We start from the raw sequence: 26,480 nt of genomic DNA on the forward strand, positions 1-26,480 counted from the left end.
TTTTCATCGTATTCGCGGCATGGTCATAAACCTGATGAACAACGCGACGGCCGCTGAAAAGCTTTCAAAACCATGGAAAAAACTGAAAATGGTCAAATCTGCTGCGGTTCAACACCTCGTCGATCGAAGTAGGCAGCGAGTGCTGACCAAATTCTGTTCAAATCAAGCAAAGGTCTCCTGGCGCCTACGGGAAGGTGACTGGTCGATCTTGATAGCAGTAAAGAAAGATCTCACAACGAAGGGCAAAAGAGTTCATGTGGTGATGGCCTTCCGCCGCTACGTCGGTTTGAATTGCCGCCCCGCAACATTCAGGGCAGCAGCTAGGCATCCTGATGCACAGGTCGTAGTCAACGAGCGGGTGGCCATGCGGACGAGGATGCAGTCGCGCTCGGCAGGAGCCAAAGATGCTGCGGCATCGGGGTCCGACAAGTTCTGATCACTGCGCTGCGGTCAGCGCAAGGAACGCGCCCAGGTCGATCAGGCCGTCGGGCTGGCCGGGCAGATAATCGGTGAGCGCCGCCGAGCGCACGATCACCGCGCTGTACTTGGCCCGACTGATCGCCACATTGAGGCGGTTCCTGTTGAGCAGGAAGCCGATTCCGCGCGGCACGTCGTCGATCGAGGACGCCGTCATGGAGACGAACACCACCGGCGCCTGACGGCCCTGGAACTTGTCCACCGTGCCGACCTGGACATCGTCGAACCCGGCCGCATCCAGTGCCCGGCGCAGCGTCACCACTTGCGCGTTGTACGGCGTCACCACCAGGATGTGGTCCTGGCGAAGCGGCGTGCTGCCCTGCTCGTCGGTCCACAACGTGCCGAGCAGCCGGCCGATCTCGGCGACGATCGCGTCTGCCTCCTCCGGGCTGTCGGTCGAGTTACCAAGGTGGGCAACGGGATGAAGCCGCATCCCGGGTTGAATTCCGGCCAGCCGCCGCGCGGGGCTGACCTCGGGATCCGAGCGCAGCCTGCCGTCGTAGGACAGCCGCGACACCGGTCCGCAGACGGCCGGATGCATCCGGTAGGACACGTCCAGGAAGTAGCCGCGTTCCTCCGGCAGGGTGTGGGCACCCTGCACCAGCCAACCCAGTGCCGACTCGTTCACCGGTTCCGGATGGGTGCCCGCGCTGACCTGTGGCAGTTGCTGCGGGTCGCCGAGCAACAGCAGGTTGCGCGCGGCCCGTGCCACGGCGATCGTGTTGGCCAGATTGAACTGGCCGGCCTCCTCGATCACCAACAGATCCAGGCATTGGTGCGGTACCCGGGTCTCGTTCGCGAAATCCCATGCGGTGCCGCCGATCACGCAACCGGGTCCGTCGGTGATGAACGACGGGTAGTCCTTCTCGGCCACCAGCGTCCATGCAGCGTCCGGGTTGCCCTTTTTCTTGCCGACCCGTTGCGGGTCGGCGCCCGCCTCGACGACACAGTCCAGCAGGTTTTCCACCACGGCGTGTGACTGGGCCACCACCCCGACGCGCCAACCGTGCGCACCGACCAGTCGCGCGATCACCCGGGCCGAGGTGAACGTCTTACCGGTGCCGGGTGGGCCGTGCACGGCCAGGTAGGACGAATCCAGATCGAGGGTGGCGGTGGTGATGTCGTCGACGGCCGAACCGGTCCGGGGCAGCGGGCCGCCGCTCACCGAGCGTGGTGGTCTACGCAGCAGGATGTCCGTCACGGCGTCGGCGGGCAGGGCGGGCAGGCCGGCGCCGACCGCCGCGGCGGTGGTCTGGATGGCTTCCTGCAGGGGCCGGGTGCTGATCGGCGGACCCGGCGCCAGCGCGAACGGCAGCTGATGGAAGAGCTCGCCGTCCTTCGGTTGCTTCTCCACGATCAGGGCCTCGGTGGGTGCCTCCGGGTTGTCGCAGTCGGCGATCTCGACGGTGGCGTACCCGCGGCGGTCGGGGTCCTCGCTGAGCCCGGCGGGCGCCGGCGGGTCGTAGAGCGCGTACATCGTCCTGGCCAGTTCACCGGTGGCGATCTCGCCGTAGAGCCGCACGTGCCGTTGCGGTTTGCGGGCCCGTGGAGGCTGGTGCCAGTCGGTGATGACCTCACCGCGTTCGGCGACGAAGACGTCGTTGTTGTCCGCCCATTCGTCGACCGGATTGTTGACCCGGTCGAAATGGGCCCACCAGAACGGCTTGTCTTCGCGTTTGTGGAAGGCGCGCGCGGCGGCGAACATCGCCACCGCCTGCTGCGCGGCATCGCGTTCTTCGGTGCCGTCGCCGGCAAACTTCATCAGCGTGCGGTCCAGATCGTCGGCGATCTCCACGGCGCCCTGGGCGGCCAAGGCGTGCAACGGTTGTGGGCCGCGGGGTGGCACCTCCGATTCGATGGCCCGAGCCATCAGCCAGTCCCGCAGCTTGCGCGTGGACCGGCAGTCGTAGCGGTTGTAGTCCTCGATTTCCTTGAGGACGTTGGCCGCTTCGTCGGCGTGGCCGTCGTCGCGCAGCGCGCAGTACCTGGCGTACTGGGTGATGGAATCGGCGGCGTTGGTCACCTCGCCGTCACGCAGCTCACCGCCCATGTAGAGCGGTTCCAGGTACTTGATGCTGTAGCTCTCGGTACCGACTCGAATGCTCTTGCGCACCAATGGATAAAGGTCGACGAGCACGCCGTTGCGCAGCAGGTCGTCGACTTCGTTTTCGCCTACGCCGTAGCGGCCGGCCAGCCGCAGCAGCGTGCTCTTCTCGTAGGCGGCGTAGTGGTAGATGTGCATCTTCGGGTAGCGCTTCAACCGCTTGCGCACCATGGCCAGAAAGTCCACCAGTGCCTGGCGTTCGTCGGGGCGGTCATGTGCCCAGTAGGGGGTGAACTCGTCGGTCATGGTGAGTACGCCCCACAGGTACTCCAGGCCCCAGTCGCGGCCGTTGACCGTCCACAGCGGATCACCCTCGAAATCGAAGAACAGATCACCCTTGTCCGGATCGGGCAGCAGCATCAGCGGTTGCGGGTCGACCACCTCGAACGGCGGCTTGCCGTCGACCCGTTCGGCGATTTGCAGCCGCGCCTGCGCGGTCAGTGAATGAACGGTGCGGGCCGGCAACTCCGGCACCGGGCCGGTGTGCGCGGCCAGATCGTGCACCGTCGTGATGCCCGCGTCGAGCAACCGGGCCCGCTGACTGGTCCGCATCCCGGCGACCAGCAGCAGGTCGTCGGTATCGCGGACGCGCTCCGCACATTCGGGGCACCGGAAGCACGCCCGCACCTTCTCGTCGGCCCAGGACACCGGGGCATCACCGGCCAGATGCTCGTCGAGCAACCGTTGCAAGGCCGCGCGCCGCGGCAGGTAGACCGGCAGCAGCTCGTCGACCCGATAGCGCGATACCGCGCCGTCGCCGAGTACCAACTCGACCTCGGGGGCGACCGGAACCCCGGCGGTGGCCAGCGTGTCGGCATAGGCGGCCAGCTGCAGCAGCGCCTCCACCTTCACCGACCTGGACAGCTTGGTGTCGCGCAGCCGGTACCGCTCGCCGTCGAACTGCAGGAAGTCGGCGAATCCGGCGAACCGGCCGTCGAACATCGCCGCCTGGTAGATGGCGGGTGCGCGGCGATCCACCGCGGCCATGGTCTGCTCGGCGGCTGCGGTCAGTCCGGCGACGGTGTACGGGGGCCGGCCGATCACCGTGACGGCACCGTCGGCGCGCAGGGTATCGAGATGGCGCTGTTCGTGCTCGTGCCCCAGCGCGGCGGTGCGGGCCAGCAGTTCGTCGGCGGAGGACACCTTGGGGCCGCGGCCCAGTTGTGCGTCGAAGGAGCGCAGCAGCGCGTACTCACACCGGGCGGCGGCCGCCAGGTCCGAGGCGCTGTAGATGACGAGACCCTCGCCCCCATCGGTGAGGAACACGAACCCAGGCTAGGGGAGAGGGCCGACATGCCTCGTGGTCAGCGGGCGGTGTTGCCGATCAATTCCACGCCGTTGCCGTTCCAGCGGAACCGCACCACGCTGTCCAGTCCGGGCGTGCCATTGCTGAACTTCAGGGCGATGGTGTCGCCGGTGCTGGCGGTCTCGTCGATGCCGTTGAATCCGTAGGTGTCGGGCACCCCGGTGGGAATGACCTTGCCGAGGTGGAACATCACCGCCCGGGTGTTGGCGTTCGGCGCGTTGGTGTTGGCCTTGATGATCACCACCGACAGCGGTGCGCATTCGTTGTAGTTACCCGCCAACGGTTCCGGGCTCCACGCCTGATTGCTGCGCGGGTCGCGGGGCAGGGTGGACACCGCCTTGGCGATCTCGGGCGCGGCCAGATTCACCGCGCACGGATCGGGCGCGGGCGCCGCGGTGGTCGGGGTGACGATGGGTGCCGGTGTGGCGGCCGCGGGAGCCGGCCCGTGTCCGGTGGTGGCCTCCGGCGTCTTGGACACCGTCGAATCACTGGACCCGCAGGCCGTCAGAACCGTTCCCGATGTCACTGCCATTGCCAGCATCGCCCCCAGCGTCACCCTCCGCACAACACCGAACCGTACCTGTGTTTTCGGACGCACCCGGGGCGTGCCCAGGGACGTGCCCGGGGCGGGCGGAAGCGACGGGGATCGGACGTGCCTTGGGCGAGCGAAGCGACGGGGATCGGACTTGGCCTGGCAGGGTGGGTTGCACACTCTAGACTGCTCCTGACATGACTTCCCCTGATGACGGCGCGACCGGCGCCGAAACGACCTTCGCTGACCTGCAGATTCACCCGGCGGTGCTGCAGGCCGTCAAAGATGTCGGCTACGAGTCGCCTTCGGCGATCCAGGCCGCGACCATTCCGCCCATGCTGGCCGGCTCCGACGTGGTCGGTCTGGCCCAGACCGGCACGGGTAAAACCGCGGCGTTCGCCATCCCGATCCTGTCCAAGATCGACCCCTCCAGCCGGCACACCCAAGCGCTGGTGCTGGCCCCGACCCGCGAGCTGGCACTGCAGGTCGCCGAGGCATTCGGCCGCTACGGGGCCCATCTGCCCGGCATCAACGTGCTGCCGATCTACGGCGGGTCGTCCTACGGCCCGCAGCTGGCCGGGCTCAAGCGCGGGGCGCAGATCGTGGTCGGCACGCCCGGGCGTGTCATCGACCATCTGGAGAAGGGCCGCCTCGACCTGTCGCATCTGGACTATCTGGTGCTCGACGAGGCCGACGAGATGCTGCAGATGGGTTTTGCCGAGGATGTCGAACGCATCCTGGCCGACACCCCCGAGTACAAGCAGGTGGCGCTGTTCTCGGCCACCATGCCGCCGGCCATCCGCAAGATCACCAGCAAGTACCTGCAGGACGCCGTCGAGGTCGCCGTCAAGACCAAGACCGCGACCGCGGAGAACATCACCCAGCGGTTCATCCAGGTCGACGGCCGTCGCAAGATGGACGCGCTGACCCGCGTCCTCGAGGTCGAGGAATTCGACGCGATGATCATCTTCGTCCGCACCAAGCAGGCCACCGAGGAGGTCGCCGAGAAGCTGCGGGCGCGCGGGTTCTCGGCCGCCGCGATCAACGGTGACATCGCCCAGGCGCAGCGCGAGCGGACCATCGCCAACCTCAAGTCGGGCGGTGCCAAGGGCATCGACATCCTGGTGGCCACCGATGTGGCCGCCCGCGGCCTGGACGTCGACCGCATCACCTATGTGCTCAACTACGACATCCCGCACGACCCGGAGTCCTATGTGCACCGCATCGGCCGCACCGGCCGGGCCGGCCGCTCGGGTACGGCACTGCTGTTCGTCTCACCGCGGGAACGCCATTTACTCAAGTCGATCGAGCGGATCAGCCGGCAGAAGTTGATCGAGATCGAACTGCCCAGCGTCGATGACGTCAACGCCCAGCGGGTGGCGAAGTTCAACGATTCGATCAGCGATGCGCTCAATGCGCCGGGGATCGAACTGTTCCGCAGGCTTATCGAGGACTACGAGCGTGACCACGACGTGCCGATCGCCGATATCGCCGCCGCGCTGGCACTGGAATCGCGGGACGGTGAGGCGTTCCTGATGACCGAGCCGCCGCCGGAGAAGCGGCGCGAGCGCGAGGAGCGTGCGCCACGCGAGGACGGGCCGGGGCGCAAGAAGCACAGCACCCGCAGCGATCTGGCGACCTACCGCATCGCCGTCGGCAAGCGGCACAAGGTCGCCCCGGGTGCGATCGTCGGCGCCATCGCCAATGAGGGCGGCCTGCACCGCAGCGACTTCGGGCACATCTCCATCCGGGTGGACCACTCACTGGTGGAACTGCCGGCGAAGTTGCCCGGCAAGGTCTTCAAGGCCCTGGAGAACACCCGCATCCAGGGCGTGCTGATCAATCTGCAACTGGATCGCGGATCGAAGTCCCGGCCCAAGGAGTAGTGGCGCTGCAACGGGAAGCTGACGCGCAGGGCGGTCTCGAATCGGCCACCGTCGACCGCGTCTCGTCGCTCACCGGGGTGCGCGCCGTCGCCGCGCTGTTGGTGGTGCTCACCCACGCGGCGTACACCACCGGCAGGTACAACGACGGTTACGTCGGCCTGCTGCTGTCCCGCGCCGAGATCGGGGTGCCGATCTTCTTCGTGTTGTCGGGCTATCTGCTGTTCCGGCCCTGGGTTTCCGCGGCGTTGGACGGTGCGGCGGCGCCGTCGGTGCGCCGCTACGCCTGGCACCGGGTGCGCCGCATCATGCCCGCCTACATCGTCACGGTGCTGGCCGCCTATGCCGTGTACCACTTCCGCGAGGCCGGCCCCAATCCCGGGCACAACTGGACCGGCCTGCTGCGCAATCTGACGCTGACGCAGATCTACACCGACAACTACTTGTTCTCCTATCTGCATCAGGGGCTGACCCAGATGTGGAGCCTGGCGGTGGAGGCCGCCTTCTATGTCGTGCTGCCGCTGCTCGCCTGGCTGTTGCTGGTGGTGCTGTGCCGGCGGCGCTGGCGGCCGGGACTGCTGATCGGCGGGTTGTGCGGGCTGTTCGCGATCAGCCCCGGGTGGCTGGTGCTGGTGCACTCCACACCCGATCTGCCCGACGCCGCGCGGCTGTGGCTGCCGACCTATCTGGCGTGGTTCGTCGGCGGCATGTTGCTGGCGGTGCTGCAGACGATGAGGGTGCGGGCTTACGCGTTGGTGTGTATCCCGCTGGCATTGGTCAGCTATCTCATCGCGTCCACCCCGATCGCCGGTGAACCGACCACGTCGCCGACTAAGCTGAGCGAGGCGCTGGTCAAGACTGTGTTCTACGCCGTGATCGCCACTCTGGTGGTCGCGCCGTTGGCATTGGGCAACCGTGGCTGGTACTCGCGACTGCTGGGCAGTCGGCCGATGGTGTTCCTCGGGGAGATCTCCTACGAGATCTTCCTGATCCACCTGGTCGTCATGGAAGTGGTGATGGTGGAGATTCTGGGTTATCCGGTCTACACCGGTCCGATGTGGTGGCTGTTCTTCGGGACGCTGGCGGTGACCATCCCGCTGGCCTGGTTGCTGCACCGCCTCACCCGGGTGCGGTGATGACCGCGGGGGAGGCAGCGGTGTCCAGCCGTGCCGCCCGCCTGACGCTGGCCGCCGTCTGCCTGGCGGTGTTCATGCTGCTGCTGGACATGACGATCGTGTCCGCGGCGCTGGCCGACATCCAGTCCTCGCTCGACGCCCGGCTGTCCGGACTGCAGTGGGTGGTCGATGCCTACGCCCTGCCGATGGCCGCGCTGCTGCTGTCGGCGGCCACCTTGGGGGATCGGCTCGGCCGGCGCCGGCTGTACCTGGGCGGCATGATCGTCTTCCTGTTCGCCTCGGCGGGCTGTGCACTGAGTCGAAGCATCGAAGTCCTCAACGCCATCCGCGCGGTCCAGGGCGCGGCCGGCGCCGTCCTACTCGGCGTCTCGCTGCCGATGATCGCCGCGGCCTTCCCCGAGCCTCGACGCCGGGCCGTGGCCATCGCGTTGTACGGCGCCGTGATGGGGGCGGGCGGCGCGGTGGGGCCGCTGTTGGGAGGTGCGCTGGTGACGGCTTACGGCTGGCCGTCGATCTTCTTGATCAATCTGCCCATCGGAATCGTGGCGCTGGCGATCACGGTCTTCGCGGTGACGGAAAGCGTTGCCGGACAATCGCGCCCGGTTGACATCTACGGCACCGCGATGTTGACGGTCGCCCTGTTCGCCGGGGTGTACGTGCTCATCGAGGGCAATCAGTACGGCTGGACCAGTCCGGCCATGCTCGGTTTGAGCGCCTTCTGTCTGCTGGCCGTGCTGGCATTCTGCCGGCACGAATTCCGGACCGCCGCACCGATGCTCAACCTGCGCATGCTCACCGGCGCCGGTTTTGCCGGGGTCTCGCTGGCGGCGTTTGCGGCCAGTGGAACGCTGATCGCGTCCACGAACTATCTGGCGCTCTACTTCATGAACACCTTGGGGTACAGCCCCTTCGACGCCGGACTGCGGGCGCTCCCGTTGACGGTCGCGATCGTCGTGGGGGCGCCGGTGGCGATGATGGCCGCGCGGCGCGTCCCCACCGTGGTGACCGTCCCGGGTGGGGTGGCGCTGATCGCTCTGGGGCTGTGGATGATGACCGGGGTCACGGCGGACACCCGCTGGACGCATTTCATCGCGGGGTCGATCGTCGCGGGCCTGGGGTTGGGCGGCTTGTCGGCGCTGACGTCGGATGCCGCGCTGCGGTTCGTCTCCGTCGAGGATGCGGGGATGGCCACGGGCACCGTCAGTACCGTGCGCCAGATCGGGATCCTGGCCGGGGTGGCCGGCCTGGGTGCCCTGTTCAGCCGGGACGCCGGCGACCTCGCCATCGCCCGGCTCGCGGGCCTGCCCGCGCTCGGTGCGGATTCCACCCAACTGCTGACCGACGGCTTGTCCGCCGGTGCCGGGCTGCGGGTGCTGGATGCCCTTCCCGCCGTCATGCGTCCGTTGATGTCGATACTGGCAACCATCGCCAGAGAAGCAGGCGCGGCCGGTATGCAGGCGGCGCTGGTGGCGGCGGCGGTGGTCGCGACGGGGGCCGCTGCACTCGTTGCGGTGCTCGTCGGAGCCGGTTCTCGGCGTACAGCGGACCACCCGGCGCCGTCGGTTGTGGATTGACGGAATCCGCTCCGCACTGAGCGCGATACGGCTACGTTTGGCAAATCATGATGGGTGGCGCCGTGCTGATCCCAGCGACCGACTCCGGCCGTTACAGCATCGTGGTCTCAGATGATCCCGGTGAGATCGAAGCCGCCCAGCGGTTGCGTTTTGTCACCTTTGCCGATGAGTTGGGTGCGGCGCTGCCGCATGCCGTCCGCGGCCCGCGCACCGGCGAGATGATCGACGTCGACCATTTCGACGAACACAGCGACCACCTGCTGGCCCGCGAGGAGGCCACCGGCAATATTGTCGGCTGCTACCGATTGCTGCCGCCCGATGGGGCGCGGGCCGCCGGTGGGGTATTCGCCGACACCATCTTCGACATCGGTCCCGGTCTCGATGCACTGCGCCCGTCCCTGGTCGAACTCGGCCGTGCCAGCGTGCACCCCGACCACCGGAGCGGTGCGGTGATGGCGATGTTGTGGGCGGGCATCCTGCGATATCAGGAACTCACCGGCTATCAGTGGGCGATCGGCTGCCTGTCGGTCCGGATGGAGGCCGGCGGCCCCCGCGGGTCATTGGTGCGCGGTGTGCTCGACGAGGCGTTCCGCCGTCACCCGGCTCCCGGGCAGTTCCGGGTGGTCCCTCGAAATCCGGTGCGGGTCAACGGAATGAGCCTGGTCGATATGCCGTCGCCGGGACGGGTGCGGATACCGCCGATGGTGGCCGGTAGCCTGCGTATCGGTGGGGTGATCTGCGGGGAGCCCTCGTATGATCCGGATTTCGACATGGCCGACTTCGTGGTCCTGATCAACCGGGACATGGTGGTCCGTCGGTATCTCGAACGGCTGACCCGTGCCCATGTCCAAGCCTGAACCCGATCGTACCGCGTTACTCGGGATCGGTTTCGGGCCCGCCAACCTGGCGCTGGCCATCGCGCTGTCCGAATGTGGTTCGCATGGGCGGTTTTTGGAGGCCCAGCACCGGTTCGGCTGGCACCGCGACATGTTGCTGCCCGGCACCCGGATGCAGATCCCGTTTCTCAAGGATCTCGCCACGTTGCGAAACGCCAAGAGTGACTTCACCTTCGTCAACTATCTCAGCGAGCGGGGCAGGCTCGTCGACTTCATCGGCCGACACGACGTGTTCCCGAGCCGAAGGGAATTCCACGACTATCTGGAATGGGCGGCGGGATCGTTTGCCGGCGATGTGCGATACGGGCAGCGGGTGGTTGCGGTTTCGCGGGGTGCCAGTGCGGGTTTCGCCGTCTGCACCGAGTCCGGGTCGGTGATGGCGGCGGACACCCTGGTGCTCGGTACCGGATTGAACCCGGTGCTGCCTTGCGGTGTCGGGCCCAGCTCGCGACGGTTCCACAGCCATCGACTGCTCGGTGCGCTGGCCGCGCTCGGTCCGCTGCGGCAGGTGGCGGTCATCGGGGCCGGACAGAGCGCGGCCGAGGTGGTGGCGTATCTACACCGCACGCAACCGGATGTGCACGTGCATGCGGTGTTCGGGCGCTACGGCTACAGCCTTGCCGATGACAGTGCGTTCGTGAACGGAATCTTCGATCCTGCCGCCGTCGACGAGTTCTTCGGCGCCGAGGAACCGGTCCGCCGGCGACTGCTGGATTACCACCGCTCGGCCAACTATTCGGCCGTGGATGTCGACCTGATCGAGCAGTTGTACGCACTGACCTATGAGGAGTCGGTAAGCGGCGAGCGACGACTGTTTCTGCATCGGGCCTCCGAGGTCGCCGACACCCAGGAAGGGGCAGACGGTGTCCGGCTCACAGTTCGCAGTCTCATCGGCCACCGCGAAGAGGTGCTGGACTGTGACGCCGTGATTTACGCGACGGGGTACGCACCGATGGGGGTGGCGGCGTTCCTGGGTGAGCTCGCCGGCGACTACGTGTTCGACGAGCGTGGATTGCCGGTGGTGGACCGGGACTACCGGTTGGTGGCACGGGCGAGTGCGCCGGGCGACATCTACCTGAATGGGTCGGTGGTGGAGCACACCCACGGGCTCGGAGCGACGCTGTTGTCCAATGTCGCGGTGCGGGGCGGGGAAATCGCAGCGGCCATCGCACAACGTATATAGGTTATGCTGCCCTAAGTATCCGATTCGGATTGAGGGGTGGACATTGTCCGAACAGAAGCCGTCTCGTGGATTGTCCGGCGCCTTGGTCAAGCTCTGGCGCGGCGGCGACTATGAACTGACGGTGACCGGCCGCACCGAGATCACCCCGCACTACCTGCGGTTGCATTTCACCGCGACCGAGTTGCTCGCCGACCGGCCGATCCATCCGACCATGTGGATCCGCGGCTGGTTTCCCGACGGCGCGAAATCGCACCAGCGCGGGTACACCCTGGTCAACCCGGACCCGGTGGCCGGCACCGTCGATATCGACTTCGCTCTGCACGACGGTCTGGCCACCCGCTGGGCGACGGAGGCCACACCCGGCGACGTCTTGGAGGTGACGGTGCTGGGCAGCGATTTCGTGCTGCCTGCCCCGGCGCCGGAGGGCTACGTCATCGTCGGCGACACCGCGTCCCTGCCCGCCATCAACTCACTGCTGGAGGCCATCGGTGATGCGCCCGCGCGGGTGTTCCTGGAAGCCGCGCACGACGATGATCGCCAATTGCCAGTCGGCCGCACCGATGTCACGTGGGTGGACCGCAAGAACGCGGGGGAGGCCCTCGTCGAGGCGGTGGCCGCGGCGGCGTTCGACGCCTCCGAACATTTCGGCTGGGTGGCCTGCGACAACCGCACCACCCGGGCCGTCGCCAAGGTGCTTCGCGAGGACTACAAGATCCCGAAGCGCTCGGTCAAGGCGCGCGCCTACTGGGCTGCCTGACGCGTTTTCCGGGGCTGACCACCGGCACCACGAAGCTCTCCAGCATCGCGCGTTCGTCACCGGCGCCCCGGCCCGGGAACAGCAGCAGCGACACCAGCACCCGGATCAGCCAGCGGGCCCGCGGCTCGACGTCGCGGTCGTCACCGAGGGTGGCCAGGAAGGCTTGCACCAAAGCCAGTATCACGTCCGATCGTTCGGCCATGTCGCCACCGATCGGGCGCTGCGTGCTGGCGAACCACGATGCCAGCGCGGGGGTTTCGCGTACCCGCGCCAAGGCGGCGAGCATGCCACTGATCAGCCGCTCGTCGGGGTCGGTGATGTTGGCGACCTGGTCGCCGATCTCGCCGAACACCCGGTGTGTCTCCCGGTGCACGTAGGCCGCATACAGCACATCGCGATTCTCGAAATAGCGGTACAGCGTCGCGCGTGAACACCCTGCGGCGCCGGCGATATCGTTCATCCCGACGGTCGCCGCATCGTGGCGGGTGAACAGGTCATCGGCGGCATCGAGGATGCGTTCGGCCGCCGCCTCGGTGCGTCGCTCGGCCAGCCAGTCCGGCATCTAGCTCACCGTGAACGGCACCGACAGCGGCCGGCGCACATAACTGCCGCCCGCCCAGACGATGTCGTCTTCGTCGACGGTGAAATCCGGTATACGAGTCAGTAATTCGTGGAGTGCAACCCGGGATTGCATCCTGGCGGCCGCCGCGCCGAGGCAGTGATGTGCGCCGTGGCTGAAGGTCAGGATGTTGCGGGGTCGCCGGGTGACGTCCAGCTCGGCCGCGTCGGGTCCGTACTGGCGTTCGTCCCGATTGCCGGAACCATACAGCAGCAATACCTTTCGTCCCACCGGGATGGTGGTGTCGGCAACGGCCACCTCATGGGTGGTGGTGCGGGCCAGGCACTGCACCGGTGAGGTCAGGCGCAGCAGCTCGTCGATGGCATCGGGGATCAGGCTGGGATCCTGTGTCAGCAACCGGCGTTGGTCGGGACGCTGATGCAGCAGCTGGACGGAACCGCCGAGCATGCCGGTGGTGGTGTCGTTACCGCCCGTCACCATGGTGAAGGTGAACGCCAGGATGGACAGCACCCCGGCGATATCGCCGTCGGCGCCGATTCCGGCGGCGACCAGGTGAGAGACGGTGTCATCTTCTGGTTCGGCGCGGCGGCGTTCGATGAGGTCGGTGAAATACGCCATCATCGAGCCGAGTGCATCGCCCAGTGTCTCCAGCGCACCGGCTATTCCGCCCTCGGTGGTATTGGCGGCGACGATGGCCTCGGTCCATCCGTCGAATTGGTCCCGGTCCTCCTCGGGGACGCCGAGGTAGTGCGCCACCACCATCGACGGCAGCGGCTTGAACAACTCGGCGACGATGTCGCCGCCGCCGTTGGACCGCAACCCCTCGATGCGCTCGACGACGAACTCGCGGACCTTGGGCTCCACCGCCTCGACCTGGCGGGGTGTGAATCCACGCGACACCAACTTGCGGAATTCGGTGTGCACCGGCGGATCCTGCATCACCATCGGTGGATTATCCTGCAGTCCAATGAGTTCCAGCTCGCCGTAGTTGACCGTCAGGCCCTGTGCCGAGGAGAACGTCTGATGATCGCGGGCCGCGGCGAAGATGTCGGCGTGCCGGGACAGGACGTAGTAATCGTGGGTGGGATCATCCGGGATGACGTGGTGTACCGGGTCGTGGTCCCGAAGGGCGGCGTACATGCCGAACGGGTCCGGCCAGGTGTCGGCGCCGGCCAACCGAAACCGCGGTGCGTGAGACACATCAAGTGGCATGTCTCATGTCTACGACAGAGTGACGTAATTGTCAATGGATGGGGTGGGGGCCGCTGGGTTTGCGGGGCGGCCCACCGCCTGACCGTAATTCAGCCGGCAGGCGCCCATCGCCAACTGGGATCTCTTGCCGGCCTGGCACTTTCGCAATCGTCTCGCCGGCGCAATAAGGCGTGTCGGCTACTTAGGCCGCGGCGAGGTGAGTGCGGCGATGGCTGCCAATCACCCTGTCGCATAAGTTGTTCTGAAGCAGAAGCGCACCATCTCGCCCGATGGAAATCAACCAAACGGTGGTTCACTGCGCAGAATGCGCACCCGGGCCGCAGCCGACAGTCCTGCGCTACTCAGAATGCTCACTCGAGAGCCGGTCGGGGTCGCTGGGCGGAGCCGGGGTGGGACGAGCGTGCCCTTAGCCGGTGCTCGATTCGCCCAGCATTCTTTCGAGTAGCGGCTCGAGTCGGTATTCGATCATCTTGCGCATCATCATCGATGTCGTGGTCTGCTCGACACCTTCGATATCGAGAATCCGGCCGGCGATTCGGTAGAGGTCGTCGCTTTCCCGAGCGACAACATGGATCATCAGGTCACTGATTCCACTCATGCCATTCACTTCGACCACCTCGGGAATCGCACCCAGAGCATCGGCGATCGTATCCAGCTTTCGCTGGACCACGCGCGTCAGAATCATTGCTGAGAGCGGATATCCCAGCGAGGCGGGATCGATACGGCGGTCGAAAGACCGCAGTGCACCGTGCTCTTCGAGTTTGTTGAGGTGAGCCTGAACTGTGTTGCGTGACAGCTTCGTCCGCTCGGCGAGTGCCAGCGCGGTGGCTCGTGGTTCGGCGTTGAGTGCAATCAGAATCTTGGCGTCCTGTTGGTCGACGCCCGGTGGTTTGGCCATATCAATCCCTCTCCGCCCAAAAAGCGTGCCTTGACCTGCGAGGTATTCGCCTCGGCTACCGATGCTTTCTGTGGTCTCCAAGTCAAGACACACTGTAAGTATCAGGCGGGACAGCTGCGATCAACGGCCAACAACGATGGTCGATGTACACGTTACCGCCGCGAGCTGTCGGAATCGGGTCACAGGTGGGCCCGCTTTCGTATGTCTGTTTTGGAGCTACAAAATCTGCGACACACAAGTAGCTTGGTAATGGATCAGACGCTCGGGAGGAATTTCATGGGGACGACCGCATACCGCCTTGCCGCTTCCGCCGCCGGCGGACTGGCCGCCGTCGCACTGATGACGGTGGGCTACAGCAACGGCAAGGATATCGAGGCGGCGATCCCGCACCAGGTCGGATTGGTCGCCACATCCGAGGTCCCGGCGCCGCCGGCGGAAGTGAAACTGATCGGGGACAGGGATGTCGAGGTCACGCTGACCGGCCCTATCGCTGCCAAGTATGCGGTGGCAACCCAGAGTCAAAAGGACGCTCTCGGCAAGGCCCTGACGGGTGACCACAATGCCGGCACGCGGGACAGTGGTGTGGTCTTTCAACAGTTTCAGGGCGGCGTGATCGTGGCCAAGAATGACCAAGCCGGAACGCCGGGGTACATCACCTGGGGCAAGATCCGGGAAGCGTGGAATGTCCAGCGTGGCCCGGACGGCGTGCCTGCAATTTCGGGCGAGAACGGGTCGGCAGGTCCGCTGGGCGTCCCTACCAGCGACGAGAACGCCGACGGTGCACTCCTGGTGACGACGTTCGAGCACGGCAGGATTTCCTATGATCCCAAGACCAATCAGGTCGAGGTCACGGTCAACGGCAAGCTCGTGCCCGCCGGGCTGTGAGCGGCGGTCCCGATAGCGCATGCCGGACGCCGGTGTGGCGTGGCGAGCAGGTGAGGTCGCCATGACACGCTTGCTCAATGGTTCAAGTGTCGATTGCCGAGCCAGGCCAGCTGAGCGCTGACCAGCTCGACGCTGCCGAGGCTCTGGTGCGGAGCGCATTCGGATCGGAGTTTCGACCGCACGACTGGGAGCACGCCATCGAGGGGGTGCACGTCGTCGTCACCGACGAGGACCGGTCACTGGTCGGGTTCGCCGCCGTCGTTCGTAGAACTTTGCACCACAACGGCATAGCCTTCGACACCGGTTATGTCGAAGGTGTCGCGGTGCGTGCCGACCAGCAGGGCCGCGGGCTGGGCCGTGTCGTCATGGATCATGCCGAGAGCATCATCATCGAACGCCATCAGTTGGGCGCACTCAATGCGGTCGAGACTGCGGCAGCTTTCTACGCGGCTCGCGGCTGGCGGCTATGGACCGGACGCACTCAAGCCAGCGGCCCCGCCGGTGTCATCGATACCTACGACACTTCAGACCGGATTTATCTTCTCGATGCCTCCGAACGAGACCAACCACTCAGCGCGGACGCCGCTCTGGTCTGCGATTGGCGACTAGGAGATCTCTGGTAGGTCCCAGCCTTGTCGAGCACCTCACGGGAGCCAAGGTCTCGGTCGTCGGCGTGAGCGGACAAGACGATCGCGAAGCATTTCAAGACGAGGCAGTGTTGTTCGTGACCGCCTGCGCTCGTTAACTTTTCACTTATGACAACAGTGCTCATCACCGGCTGCTCTTCCGGCTACGGCCTCGCGACTGCGCAGAGGTTTCTCAACGAGGGATGGAACGTCGTCGCTACTATGCGGGCGCCGCGCCAGGGCATATTGCCGAGGTCAGGCCAGTTGACGGTGCTTCCTCTCGACGTCACCAAGCCGGACAGCATCGCGAACGCGATCCAGGCCAGTGGTCCGATCGATGTCCTGGTGAACAACGCGGGCATCGGCGGCATCGGCGCATTCGAAGACACGCCGATGAGTACCATACGAGAGCTGTTTGATACCAACACATTCGGCGTCATGGCGATGACTCAGGCCGTGGTTCCGCAGATGCGATCGCGCCGCTCCGGCGTGATCGTCAACGTGACCTCCAGCACCACGTTGGCGGCAATGCCGCTGGCTGCGGTCTACACGGCGAGCAAGTCGGCAATCGAGGGGTTTTCCGGGTCGCTGGCCTTGGAGATGGGCTTCTTCGGCGTGCGGGTAAAACTCGTCGAGCCGGGTTATGGGCCATCGACAGCGTTCACCAGAAACGGCGCCGAACGTATGATCGAGATTTCCGACGAGTACCGGCCCTTCGCGGCGCCAATCCTGGATGCGTTCGGCCGGCCCGGTGAGGTGACCACCCCTGAAGATGTCGCCGATGTGGTCTACCTGGCCGCTACCGACACGTCGGACCGGCTGAGGTTCCCCGCGGGCCCGGATGCGGTGGCGTTGGCCGAGGCGATCTGAGCCACCCGGACGCCGCGCTAACGTCTTCGGTATGGGCGACGCGGAACCGATGGAGGAGCTGATGGCTCTGCTGCGCCCCGAAGCGGTGCTCGCCAAGGTCATCACCGGAGGAGGGCAGTGGAGCATTCGTAAGCCCCGCTACGGTGACCCCGCGTTCTGCCTGATGCTGGATGGCTCGTGTGTGCTCGATGCCGAGGGGCTCAGCGCCGTCGAGCTCCGCCGCGGGGATTTTCTGCTGTTCCCTCAGACACCCGAGTTCACCATGAGCGGCACTCCGGGCGTCGCGCCGATCTTCACGCCCCTCGACCACTCCCGTGACACCCACCACGGTTCCGCGTCGGAGCCGGTCACCATGCGGATGCTGGGCGGGTACTTCCGATTCGACCCGGCCAGCGCGGCGCTGTTGGTGGCGCTTCTTCCGCCGGTCATCCTGGTCCGGGGTGGACAACCGGGCGCCGCCAGATTGACCCGGCTCGTGGAACTCATCGCAGAGGAAGCGGACACGGACGGCCCGAGCCGCGACCTCATCCTGAAACGCCTCGTCGAAGTGCTGTTGATCGAAGCGGCACGGGTGCCCGCTGCACCGGAGTTGGGCAGTGGCGGTAGGGGATTGATCGCAGGGTTGGCGGACCCGATGTTGGCGCCCGCGCTGCGTGCGATGCATGCCGACATCGCACGCGGCTGGACAGTCGAACACCTTGCCGGGGTTGCCGCCATGTCTCGTGCAGTGTTCGCTCAAAGATTCTCTCGCACAGTCGGATTGCCGCCCATGCAATATCTCCTGGAATGGCGGGTGGCGCTGGCCAAGGAGCTGCTGCGGGTCGAGCGGCCGGCCGTCGCGCAACTCGCTCAGCGCGTCGGCTACCAGTCGGCGACCGCGTTCAGCACCGCATTCACCCGGGTGGCTGGATGCTCGCCGACCGAATATGCCCGCCAATCGGCATCGGAGCAGACCCGACTTGGTGTCGGTCCCTAGGTCATCGCTTCAGCACAAGAGGTTTGCACCTGGCCGGTTGACGCGGGTGTAACGCCTCGCCGCCCCGGCGCGACGAACATCAGGTAGCGCCGACGTCAAATACATCTCGAGGGGGGCCTGCGGTGACGCGTAGCCGGATCGCGGCGTTGGTGCTGGTGTTGGCCGCGGCCTGGGCCGCGGTGGCTCCGGCGGCGCAGGCCGCACCAGGTCCGGCCGGGAAAGACTTCTCCAAGCCTGCCATCGTGATTCTGGGCTATGGCCTGCGCCCCGACGGCACCATGCGCCCGGTGCTGCAGCGTCGGGTGCTGGCAGGACTGGCGATAGCCCAGTTCTTCCCTCAGTCGCCGGTGATCGTCACCGGCGGCAACCCCAAGAGCGGCCGAACCGAAGCCGGTGAGATGCGGAAAATGCTGATGATGTTGGGCTTTCCGGCGCAGCGGATCTTGCTGGAGGACCGGGCCAACAGCACCGTGCAGAACGCGAAGTTCTCGGTGCCGATGGCCAAGGACGCCGGCACGTCGGGCATCATCCTGGTGACGTCGTCGAACCATCAGGATCGGGCCGACGGCAACTTCGCCGACGCCGGCGCGAACCTGCTCGCGACGGCGAGCTTTCCGGACGGTTCGCCGGGCACGAACATCGTGCAGTTCGTCCGGGATGTGCTGAGCCCGTTCGTTCCGATCGGCTGACTAGTTCCGGCGCTGCGCCCTACCCGAAACCGCGGCACGCCTGCATCCAAGCGCCCAAACCGCACCGAACCGTGCCCGATTGCGGAAAGGTTGAGCCCATGCGTGAATACCTCCAGTTCTATATCGACGGCCAGTGGGTCGACCCGGTGCGCCCCGCGACCATCGATGTCGACGATCCCCGCACCGAGCAGGTGTCCGGCCGGATCTCCAACGGCTCGGCCGACGACGTCGACATCGCAGTCCGGGCGGCCCGCCGGGCGTTCCCGTCCTGGTCGCGCACCGACAAGGCGGAGCGACTGGCGCTGCTCGGCGCGATCCTGGCCGAATATCAGCACCGCGCGGGCGACCTGGCCGAAGCTGTCGGCGCGGAGATGGGCGCCCCGCCCCGGCTCGCGGCCGGACCGCAGGTCAACCTCGGCCTCGGGCATCTGGCCACCGCGATCGATGTGCTCACCAAGTTCGAGTTCGATCAGCAGCGCGGCTCCACGCTGCTGATCAAGGAACCCGTCGGCGTATGCGGGCTGATCACCCCGTGGAACTGGCCGCTGAACCAGATCGCGGTCAAGGTCTATCCGGCGTTGGCCACCGGTTGCACCATGGTGCTCAAACCGTCCGAGGTCGCGCCGTACTCCGCCCAGATCTTCGCCGAAATCCTGCACACCGCAGGGGTTCCGGCCGGTGTGTTCAACATGGTGTTCGGTGACGGTCCGGGCGTGGGCGCGGCGATCTCCAGCCACCCCGATATCGACATGGTGTCCTTCACCGGTTCGACCCGCGCCGGTGTCGAGGTCGCCCGCAACGCCGCGCCCACCGTGAAGCGGGTCAGTCAGGAACTGGGCGGGAAAAGCCCCAACATCGTGCTTGACGACGCTGCCTTCGCCGAGGGCGTCGCCGCCGGCGTCACGGTGATGATGCTCAACAGCGGGCAGAGCTGCAATGCGCCGTCGCGCATGCTTGTTCCCAACTCGCGCATGGACGAGGCGATCGCGATCGCCCAGCAGGTCGCTTCTGGTGTGAAAGTCGGAGATCTGCAGGATAAGTCGGCCATCGGGCCGGTCGCTTCCAAGGCGCAGTACGACAAGATCCAGGCGCTGATCCAGCAGGGCATCGACGGCGGTGCCACCCTCGTCGTCGGGGGCGCCGGCCGCCCCGACGGGCTGGGCGCCGGCTACTTCGTCAAACCCACCGTCTTCGCGCACGTCAGCAACGACATGGTGATCGCCCGGGAGGAGATCTTCGGCCCGGTGCTGTGCATCCTCGGTTACGACGATCTCGACCACGCGGTGGAGCTGGCCAATGACACCGATTATGGTCTGGCGGGCTACGTTTCGGCCGCCGATATGGACCAGGCACGTGCCGTCGCGCGCCGGATCCGCGCCGGCACGGTGGCGATCAATCACGCGTTCGACATCGCCGCACCGTTCGGCGGTTACAAGCGCAGCGGCAACGGACGCGAGTGGGGCCACTCCGGATTCGACGAATACCTGGAGGTCAAGGCGGCTGTCGGGTACGCGCCCTGACCACTCAGTCGCGCCTGAACGCGGTGTCCACCAGGGCGGCGTCGGCGGCCGCGCCGGTGCCACTGAAATCGAGGACGACCTCATCGAAGGCACCGCCGGTGAGCGGGAACGGTGAGCTGTAGCCGGCCGACACGGAATAGGTGACGCTGCGTCCGGCCGAGACCGTCTGCATGATGTCCAGGCCCGTCATCCGCACCTGCGCCGCCGAACCCACCGCCTGCCCGTCGATCAGTAACTGGACATCACCGGTCATGTCCAGGGTGCCGTCCACCGAGCCGGTGCGGATATAACGCACCTCGAAGGCGTGGCGTCCCAACGGAACCGGCGTGGCCGAGGCGACTTCCTGCTCCCGCCCGGCGGTGTTGCACACGTAGTGCAGGCGTCCGCCGGTCAGGAACAGCGCCTGACCGCCCGTCCGGCTGCCCTGCGAGAAGAGCACGCCTTCGGCTCCGGGCCGCTCGATCGACACCGACGTCCGCAAGCTGAAGGACCTACCCCGGACCAATCCGCGGAACGCGGTGTGCCCGGCCGGGGTGCCGGGATGGAACACCGCACGCGCCACCGGTGCGCCCATCCCGGCGGCGGCGCGCGCCACGATCTCCTGCACGCTCAGATCGGCAAGTGGGTACGCCCGGTGCGCGAGTGCCTGCTCATGCCACAGTGCCTGGAGTTCGGCCAGTTTGTCGGGGTGTTCGGCGGCCAGATCGCGGAGCTGGCTGCGGTCGGCGGCGATGTGGAACAGCTCCCAGCGGTCCCGGTCGAACGCCGCCCAGCCCCGCAGTCCGGCGGCCGTCGGCGGATGCACGGTGTTGGCGAACCAGCCGTCATGCCAGATCCCGCGGGTACCCATCATCGAGTAGAACTGGGTGTGCTTGGCGGTACCGGAAGCCGGATCATCCAGGGCGGCAGCGAAACTGGTGCCTTCCAACGGGGTCTGGGCAATGCCGTTCACGGTGCTGATGTCGGCGATGCCGAGCAATTCGTACAGCGTCGGCGTCACGTCACTGACATGCGCGTAGTGGTCGCGTACCGCACCATGGGACGACAACCCGGCCGGCCAGGAGACGATGCACGGATCGGCGATCCCGCCCTCGTGCGAGGCGTACCGCTTGAACAGCTTGTACGGCGTGTTGAAGGCCATCGCCCAGCCATTGGAGTAGTTCATCGCCGTCCCGGGCCCACCCAGTTCGCCGAACAGCCGCAGGCCGTCCGCGGTGGTGTCGGACCCGCCCAACATGGGCACCGACTCGTCGAGGGTGCCCTCCGGGCCGCCTTCGCCACTGGCCCCGTTGTCCGACATCACCACCACGATGGTGTTGTCCAGCTGTCCGGTGGCCTCCAGATGATCGAGGATCCGGCCGATTTGCGCGTCGGTGTAGGACAAGAAGCCGGCGAACACCTCGGCCATCCGGCATGACACGCGTTTGTCGTCCTCGGACAACGAATCCCACGGTTTGACGTTCTCGTTCTCCGGCCAGGGCAGTCCGTCCGGGCTGACGGCATCGGCGTACGGGTTCATCGGAGACAGTTCGGTGTCGGCCGATATCAGGCCCAGATCCTTCTGGTTGGCCAGTGCGATCTCGCGGTAACGTTCGTAGCCCATATCGAAGTTGCCGCGGTACCTGTCGGCCCACTCGGTGGCCACCTGGTGCGGGGAGTGCCCGGCGCCCGGACACAGGTACATGAACCACGGTTTGTCCGGCGCGGCCGCGCGGTGGTCGCGCAGGAATTCGATCGCGTTGTCGGCCAAGTCTTTTGACAGATGGTACCCCTGCTCGGGGCTCGCCGGCGGGTCTACGGGCTGATTGTCCCGGACAAGCGTGGGGTACCACTGGTCGGTCATCCCGTCCAGGAAGCCGTAGAACCGGTCGAACCCACGGCGCAACGGCCAGTACCGGCGCGAGCCGGCGGCGTGGCAATCCTCGATCGGCGCCAGATGCCATTTGCCGACGGCGTAGGTGGACCACCCCCGCTCGGACAGCACCTCGGACAGCAGTGCGGACTCCGGCGGGATGCGGCCGTGGTGGCCGGGAAAGCCGTCGGCCAGGTTGAGCACCGAGGCCACCCCGACACTCGTCGGGTTGCGTCCCGTCAGCAGGGCGGCCCGTGTGGGCGAACACAGTGCCGTGGTGTGGAATTGGGTCAGCCGCACACCGCGGTCGGCGATCCGGCCCAGATTGGGCATCTCCACCAGGCCTCCGAAGCAGTCCCAGGTGGCGATTCCGGTGTCGTCCCACAGCAGATACAACACATTCGGGGCGCCCGCGGGCGCCTGGGCTTCGCGATACGGTGCCCAGTCCGCGGTGGACTCCCGGATATCGGTCGCGACGACGCCGTCGAAGTCCATGCTCAGATCCCCGCGCCGGGGTTCAGAATTCCGGCCGGGTCCAGTGCGTCCTTGATCCTTCGGTTGAGCTCCAAAGCCTCCGTGCCGATCTGGGCCGCCAGCCAGGGTCGCTTGAGCCGGCCGACGCCGTGCTCGCCGGTGATGGTTCCGCCCAGCGAGATGGCCAGATCCATGATCTCGCCGAACGCGAGCTCGGCTCGTTGCGCCATCGCCGCGTCGGCCGGATCGAACACGATCAGCGGATGGGTGTTGCCGTCACCGGCATGGGCGATCACCGAGATCATCACCTCGCGGTGCGCCGCGATCTTCTCGATCCCGGCGACCAGTTCAGCCAGCGCGGGCAGCGGCACGCCCACGTCCTCCAACAGCAGCGAGCCCTTGGCTTCCACCGCGGGGATGGCAAACCGGCGGGCCGCCACGAACGCCTCACCCTCGTCGGGATCGGATGTCGAAAAGACCTCGGTGGCACCGTTGTCGGTGAAAACCTGCGCCATGAACTCGGCGTCGTCGGAGCCTGCCCGCCCCTTCTCGTCCGAGGCGGCCACCATCATCGCCGCGGCACTGCGGTCCAGACCCATCTTCAGCTTGTCCTCGACGGCGTTGATGGCCACCGAGTCCATGAACTCCAGCATCGAGGGCCGGATCTTGCCGGTGATCGTCACCACCGCCCGCGCCGCCGCTTCCACGGAATCGAACGAGGCCACCACCGTGCACGGGCTGTGCTGGGCGGGAAGGAGTTTCAGCGTGACCTCGGTGATGACGCCGAGGGTGCCTTCGCTGCCCACGAACAACTTCGTCAGACTCAGCCCCGCGACATCCTTGAGTCGTGGCCCGCCCAGCCGCACCGCGGTGCCATCGGCCAGCACCACCTGCAGGCCGAGCACGTAATCGGTGGTGACGCCGTACTTCACGCAGCACAACCCACCGGCATTGGTCGCGATGTTGCCGCCGATACTGCAGATCTCGAACGACGACGGGTCCGGCGGATACCACAGCCCGTGGGCCGCGACCGCTTTCTTCACCTCGGCATTGAGCAGCCCCGGCTGCACGACGGCGGTTCGGGTGGCGGTGTCGACGGTGATGTCACGCATGCGCTCGGTGGACAACACGAGGCCGCCGTCGAGAGCGGTGGCACCGCCGGACAAACCGGTGCCCGCACCGCGCGGGACCACCGCGATCCGGTGGGCACCGGCCCAACGCAGCACGGCCTGCACCTCCTCGGTGCGGGTCGGGCGCACCACGGCCAGGGCGAGCCCGGCGCTGGGGTCGGCCGCCCGGTCCTGCCGGTAGGAGGCGACGATATCCGGGTCGGTGATCACGGTGCCCTCGGGCAGTGCCGCGATGAGGCTGTCCAGCGGGGAGCTCACCGGGCCAGTGTATGGCGGGTGTCTCAGTTCGACGGTCGGCGTTTACGCCACAGCTTGGCCAGTTCCTCGCGGCTGGTTGTGCCCGTCTTGGCCATCGCCCGATACAGATGTCCTTCCACCGTGCGCCCGGACAGGTGCAGGCGTTCGGCGATCGCCTTGGTGGGCAGCGGCATGGCCATCAGCGCCACCACCTCGCATTCGCGATCGGTGAGCGGAAACGGATCGGCGGCCCGGTGCAGCGCCGGGGTGATCACACCGCTGTCCTGTGCCAGCGCGTCGGCCCGCGCCGAGCAGCCCAGCGCCGAGCCGCGGCGTGCGTGGCTGCGGTGGGACAGCGAGGCGTGGGCGGCGGCGTCCAGAGCGGCGGCCACATCGCCCATCGCCTCGAAATCGTCGGACAGTGCACTCAATGCGGCGGCATCGTCATCACGCAGCGCGACGGCGAACCGGGCGGCCAGCCCGGCCCGTGGGCCTTCGGTCAGCACCGCCAGTTCGGCCAGCCGGTCGGCGTGCGTGCATTCGCCGAACTGGGTGGCCAGCTGCAGGCACAGCACCTCCGCCCCGAACTGGCCCTTGGCCGCAGCGGTCTGGGCCGCCGCCGCCAGGATGGTGACCGCTTCGCTCACCACGCCCTGCCCCGCCGCCACCCAGGCCCGGGCGATGCTGCGTTCGTAATCCAGGGACCGGAACGGGCGCGCCAACGCGTCGATCTCATCGAGGATCAGGGCCGCTTCGGCGCACTGGCCGTGCATCGCGAGCGCGGTGGCGCGCACCACGTTGTACCGGTAGCCCCACCCGTTGGAGTGCTGGGTGGCAAAAGCCACCGCCGCCTGGTTCAGCAGGGTGCGGGCCTCGCGCAGGTTGCCGGTGCCCAGCGCGGCCCGGCCGGCGATCGCGGCACCCAGGGCGTGGGCCGCCCCGGGCATGTCGGCGGCCTGCTCCTGAACCCGTCGGGCCAGCGGCTGCACCTCGGTCACCCGGCCCGCCAGCAGCAGCGCGCTGAGTTCGGCGTCGGCGATGTTGAACCGCATGTGTGGGGCGTCGTTCGCGCGTGCCGCGGCGGCGTGGCCGGTCTGCGCGGTGGTCAGCGCCTGCGAGGTGCGGCCGGCGTCGGCGGTGACGACCGTCAGCGCGAAGGCGGTCTCGGCACCCACCACCCCGGGCAGGTCGGCCAGATTGATCGCCTCGGCGGCCTCCAACGCGGCCTGGGGCCGGTCGACGGCGTACCAGTAGATGACCAGGAACGCGTCGATCCAGCTGCGGCCTTCCGGCCCCACGGATGCCGCGTCGATGTGGGCTTTGGCCTCATCCGGCCGGCCCAGCGCCCACAGCAGGTTGGTGGCCCGCAAGTAGGCGAACCTGGCGCGGTCACGGTCGTCCCAGTTCTGGTCGGACAGCGTGGCGAGGGCGGCTTCGGCATCCTCGCCGTGGAAGGACCAGGACAGCGCGTGGGCGTGCAGGAAATGTGCTTCTGGGCCCGCTCCACCGGCGATGGCGGCCTTGGCCAGCCGATCGGCCAGGGCCAGGTCGCCCAGCCAGATCGCGCCCTTGGCCGCGCGGACCAGCAGGTCGACGTCGGGTGAGAGGTCGGAGTCCAGGCTGAGGCTGGCGCGGCGCACCACCACGCGCAGTTCGTCGCGATCGGCGCCCCCGGCCAGTTCGGTTGCCACCAGTCCACGCAACCGGCGCAGCGTCGTCGACGGCGCTCTCGTCCGGCGTACCTCGCCGTACAGCGGATGTGAAATCCGCACCTGCACAATGGAATCGGTGGAATCCACGGTGATCAGACCGCGAACGTTGGCGTCTTCCACGGATTCCCGGTCGGTGATGCGCACCAGCGTGGCCAGGTCGATGGGCTCACCGACGGCCAGGGCGTCGACCACCGTGCCGACCGCCGGGGGCAGGTCGCCGATCCGCGAGTCGATGAGCTCCACCAGGCTGTTGGGCAGCACCGGATTACCGTCCCATTGCCAGCATCCGGCGCGCTGGGTGAGGCGACCGTCGGCCAGCTCCTGCTCGACGATGTTGCGCAGATACAGCGCGTTGCCCCGGGTCAGCTTCCACAACCGGTCGGCGGCGTCTGGATCGATCGGTGCGTTCAGTGCGGCGGTGAGCAGGTCGGCCGTTTCCCGCGGGGCCAGCGGCTGCACGTCGAGGCGGTCAAAGGTGTTGTCCTTCCAGATCTCCCGCACGCGCTCGGGTACGGCCGAGCCTTCGCGCACCGTCAGCACCAGTTTGGCGGCGCCCCGGGCGACGATCTGGTGCAGCACGAACACCGACAGGTCGTCGAGCAGGTGGGCGTCGTCGACCGCGATGACGACGGCGCGTCCGGTCGGCGCGGTGGTGACGGCCGCGATGACGCTGCGCACGAGCGCCAGCCGGTCGCCGTCGGCCGAGGACGTCCATGCGGCGAAGGCGCCCAACGGCAATTCGCGGGCGGAGGTGGTGCCGACAACCCACCGGCACTCGGCGCCGTCGAGGGCTTCGCGCACGATGCGGCTCTTGCCGATGCCGGCCGGACCGCACACCACCACCCCGGCGGTGTCGCGGGCCGACACCCCCGCACGGACAGCCCGGATTTCCTCGGTGCGGCCCGACAACGGCCACGTCAAACGCACATAGGCAGATTAAGAGCAGCTCCGAGGAAATTCATAGCGTTATC

21 protein-coding genes are annotated in these 26,480 nt (G+C 67.1%); 13 read left to right on the forward strand and 8 right to left on the reverse strand.

What is annotated here, in order from left to right:
* Positions 1-19 precede the first annotated feature (19 nt).
* Complete coding sequence (locus ACXPWS_RS07110) at positions 20-436, forward strand: hypothetical protein (RefSeq protein WP_458711772.1); 417 nt, start codon at positions 20-22, stop codon at positions 434-436.
* On the opposite strand, the gene ACXPWS_RS07115 is transcribed toward ACXPWS_RS07110, so the two are convergent.
* Together ACXPWS_RS07115 and ACXPWS_RS07120 are read right to left on the reverse strand one after the other, a co-directional pair.
* Positions 437-3,847, reverse strand: coding sequence for a TM0106 family RecB-like putative nuclease (locus ACXPWS_RS07115; protein WP_458711773.1), 3,411 nt, complete (start codon positions 3,845-3,847; stop codon positions 437-439).
* A 38-nt stretch (positions 3,848-3,885) separates the two neighbouring features.
* Positions 3,886-4,428 (reverse strand): LppP/LprE family lipoprotein, encoded by a 543-nt coding sequence (locus ACXPWS_RS07120; RefSeq protein WP_458713437.1) that lies wholly within the window; start codon positions 4,426-4,428, stop codon positions 3,886-3,888.
* A 188-nt stretch (positions 4,429-4,616) separates the two neighbouring features.
* On the opposite strand from ACXPWS_RS07120, the gene ACXPWS_RS07125 reads away from it, so the two are divergent.
* From ACXPWS_RS07125 to ACXPWS_RS07150, 6 genes are read left to right on the forward strand one after another with little or no spacing between them, the layout of a single operon-like run.
* Entirely contained in the window at positions 4,617-6,305 is a 1,689-nt protein-coding gene (locus ACXPWS_RS07125; protein ID WP_458711774.1) for a DEAD/DEAH box helicase, read from the forward strand.
* 5 nt (positions 6,306-6,310) lie between these two features.
* On the forward strand, positions 6,311-7,438 hold the full coding sequence (locus tag ACXPWS_RS07130; RefSeq protein ID WP_458713438.1) for an acyltransferase family protein: 1,128 nt from the start codon (positions 6,311-6,313) through the stop codon (positions 7,436-7,438).
* Positions 7,439-7,479: 41 nt separating this feature from the next.
* Entirely contained in the window at positions 7,480-9,012 is a 1,533-nt protein-coding gene (locus ACXPWS_RS07135) for an MFS transporter (protein WP_458713439.1), read from the forward strand.
* Between the two features lie 47 nt (positions 9,013-9,059).
* Positions 9,060-9,869 (forward strand): GNAT family N-acetyltransferase, encoded by an 810-nt coding sequence (locus ACXPWS_RS07140; protein ID WP_458711775.1) that lies wholly within the window; start codon positions 9,060-9,062, stop codon positions 9,867-9,869.
* Positions 9,856-11,091, forward strand: a complete 1,236-nt coding sequence (locus ACXPWS_RS07145) for a lysine N(6)-hydroxylase/L-ornithine N(5)-oxygenase family protein (RefSeq protein ID WP_458711776.1) — start codon at positions 9,856-9,858, stop codon at positions 11,089-11,091. Before ACXPWS_RS07140 ends, ACXPWS_RS07145 begins: the two co-directional genes overlap by 14 nt.
* A 43-nt stretch (positions 11,092-11,134) precedes the next feature.
* Entirely contained in the window at positions 11,135-11,848 is a 714-nt protein-coding gene (locus tag ACXPWS_RS07150; protein ID WP_458711777.1) for a siderophore-interacting protein, read from the forward strand.
* Here the strand turns inward: ACXPWS_RS07150 and ACXPWS_RS07155 are convergent.
* From ACXPWS_RS07155 to ACXPWS_RS07165, 3 genes are all read right to left on the reverse strand, one after another.
* Positions 11,820-12,410, reverse strand: a complete 591-nt coding sequence (locus tag ACXPWS_RS07155; RefSeq protein ID WP_458711778.1) for a TetR/AcrR family transcriptional regulator — start codon at positions 12,408-12,410, stop codon at positions 11,820-11,822. The genes ACXPWS_RS07150 and ACXPWS_RS07155 overlap by 29 nt on opposite strands.
* Positions 12,411-13,640: a cytochrome P450 gene (locus ACXPWS_RS07160; protein ID WP_458711779.1), complete on the reverse strand. Its 1,230-nt coding sequence runs from the start codon at positions 13,638-13,640 to the stop codon at positions 12,411-12,413.
* Positions 13,641-14,046: 406 nt separating this feature from the next.
* Positions 14,047-14,538 carry an Lrp/AsnC family transcriptional regulator gene (locus ACXPWS_RS07165; RefSeq protein WP_458711780.1) on the reverse strand — a complete coding sequence of 164 codons (492 nt, stop codon included), beginning with the start codon at positions 14,536-14,538 and terminating at the stop codon, positions 14,047-14,049.
* Between the two features lie 276 nt (positions 14,539-14,814).
* On the opposite strand from ACXPWS_RS07165, the gene ACXPWS_RS07170 reads away from it, so the two are divergent.
* The 6 genes from ACXPWS_RS07170 (at position 14,815) to ACXPWS_RS07195 (ending at position 20,104) form a co-directional block, all read left to right on the forward strand.
* Positions 14,815-15,423, forward strand: a complete 609-nt coding sequence (locus ACXPWS_RS07170) for an LGFP repeat-containing protein (RefSeq protein WP_458713440.1) — start codon at positions 14,815-14,817, stop codon at positions 15,421-15,423.
* 77 nt (positions 15,424-15,500) lie between these two features.
* On the forward strand, positions 15,501-16,046 hold the full coding sequence (locus ACXPWS_RS07175; protein WP_458711781.1) for a GNAT family N-acetyltransferase: 546 nt from the start codon (positions 15,501-15,503) through the stop codon (positions 16,044-16,046).
* A gap of 132 nt (positions 16,047-16,178) precedes the next feature.
* Complete coding sequence (locus ACXPWS_RS07180) at positions 16,179-16,919, forward strand: SDR family oxidoreductase (protein WP_458711782.1); 741 nt, start codon at positions 16,179-16,181, stop codon at positions 16,917-16,919.
* 31 nt (positions 16,920-16,950) lie between these two features.
* Complete coding sequence (locus tag ACXPWS_RS07185; protein WP_458711783.1) at positions 16,951-17,895, forward strand: AraC family transcriptional regulator; 945 nt, start codon at positions 16,951-16,953, stop codon at positions 17,893-17,895.
* Positions 17,896-18,017: 122 nt separating this feature from the next.
* A complete protein-coding gene (locus ACXPWS_RS07190; protein WP_458711784.1) occupies positions 18,018-18,584 on the forward strand; it encodes a YdcF family protein in 567 nt (188 codons plus the stop codon).
* A gap of 98 nt (positions 18,585-18,682) precedes the next feature.
* Positions 18,683-20,104, forward strand: a complete 1,422-nt coding sequence (locus tag ACXPWS_RS07195; RefSeq protein WP_458711785.1) for an aldehyde dehydrogenase family protein — start codon at positions 18,683-18,685, stop codon at positions 20,102-20,104.
* Between the two features lie 4 nt (positions 20,105-20,108).
* On the opposite strand, the gene ACXPWS_RS07200 is transcribed toward ACXPWS_RS07195, so the two are convergent.
* Genes ACXPWS_RS07200 through ACXPWS_RS07210 form a run of 3 tightly spaced genes read right to left on the reverse strand, consistent with a single transcriptional unit; the run spans position 20,109 to position 26,436 of the window.
* Complete coding sequence (locus ACXPWS_RS07200) at positions 20,109-22,451, reverse strand: arylsulfatase (RefSeq protein WP_458711786.1); 2,343 nt, start codon at positions 22,449-22,451, stop codon at positions 20,109-20,111.
* Between the two features lie 2 nt (positions 22,452-22,453).
* The gene (locus ACXPWS_RS07205) at positions 22,454-23,818 is read right to left on the reverse strand and encodes an FAD-binding oxidoreductase (protein WP_458711787.1); all 1,365 of its coding nucleotides are present in this window, start codon (positions 23,816-23,818) and stop codon (positions 22,454-22,456) included.
* 23 nt (positions 23,819-23,841) lie between these two features.
* Positions 23,842-26,436: a helix-turn-helix transcriptional regulator gene (locus tag ACXPWS_RS07210; protein WP_458711788.1), complete on the reverse strand. Its 2,595-nt coding sequence runs from the start codon at positions 26,434-26,436 to the stop codon at positions 23,842-23,844.
* Positions 26,437-26,480: the final 44 nt, after the last annotated feature.

It is taken from the genome of Mycobacterium sp. BMJ-28, from assembly GCF_054404835.1.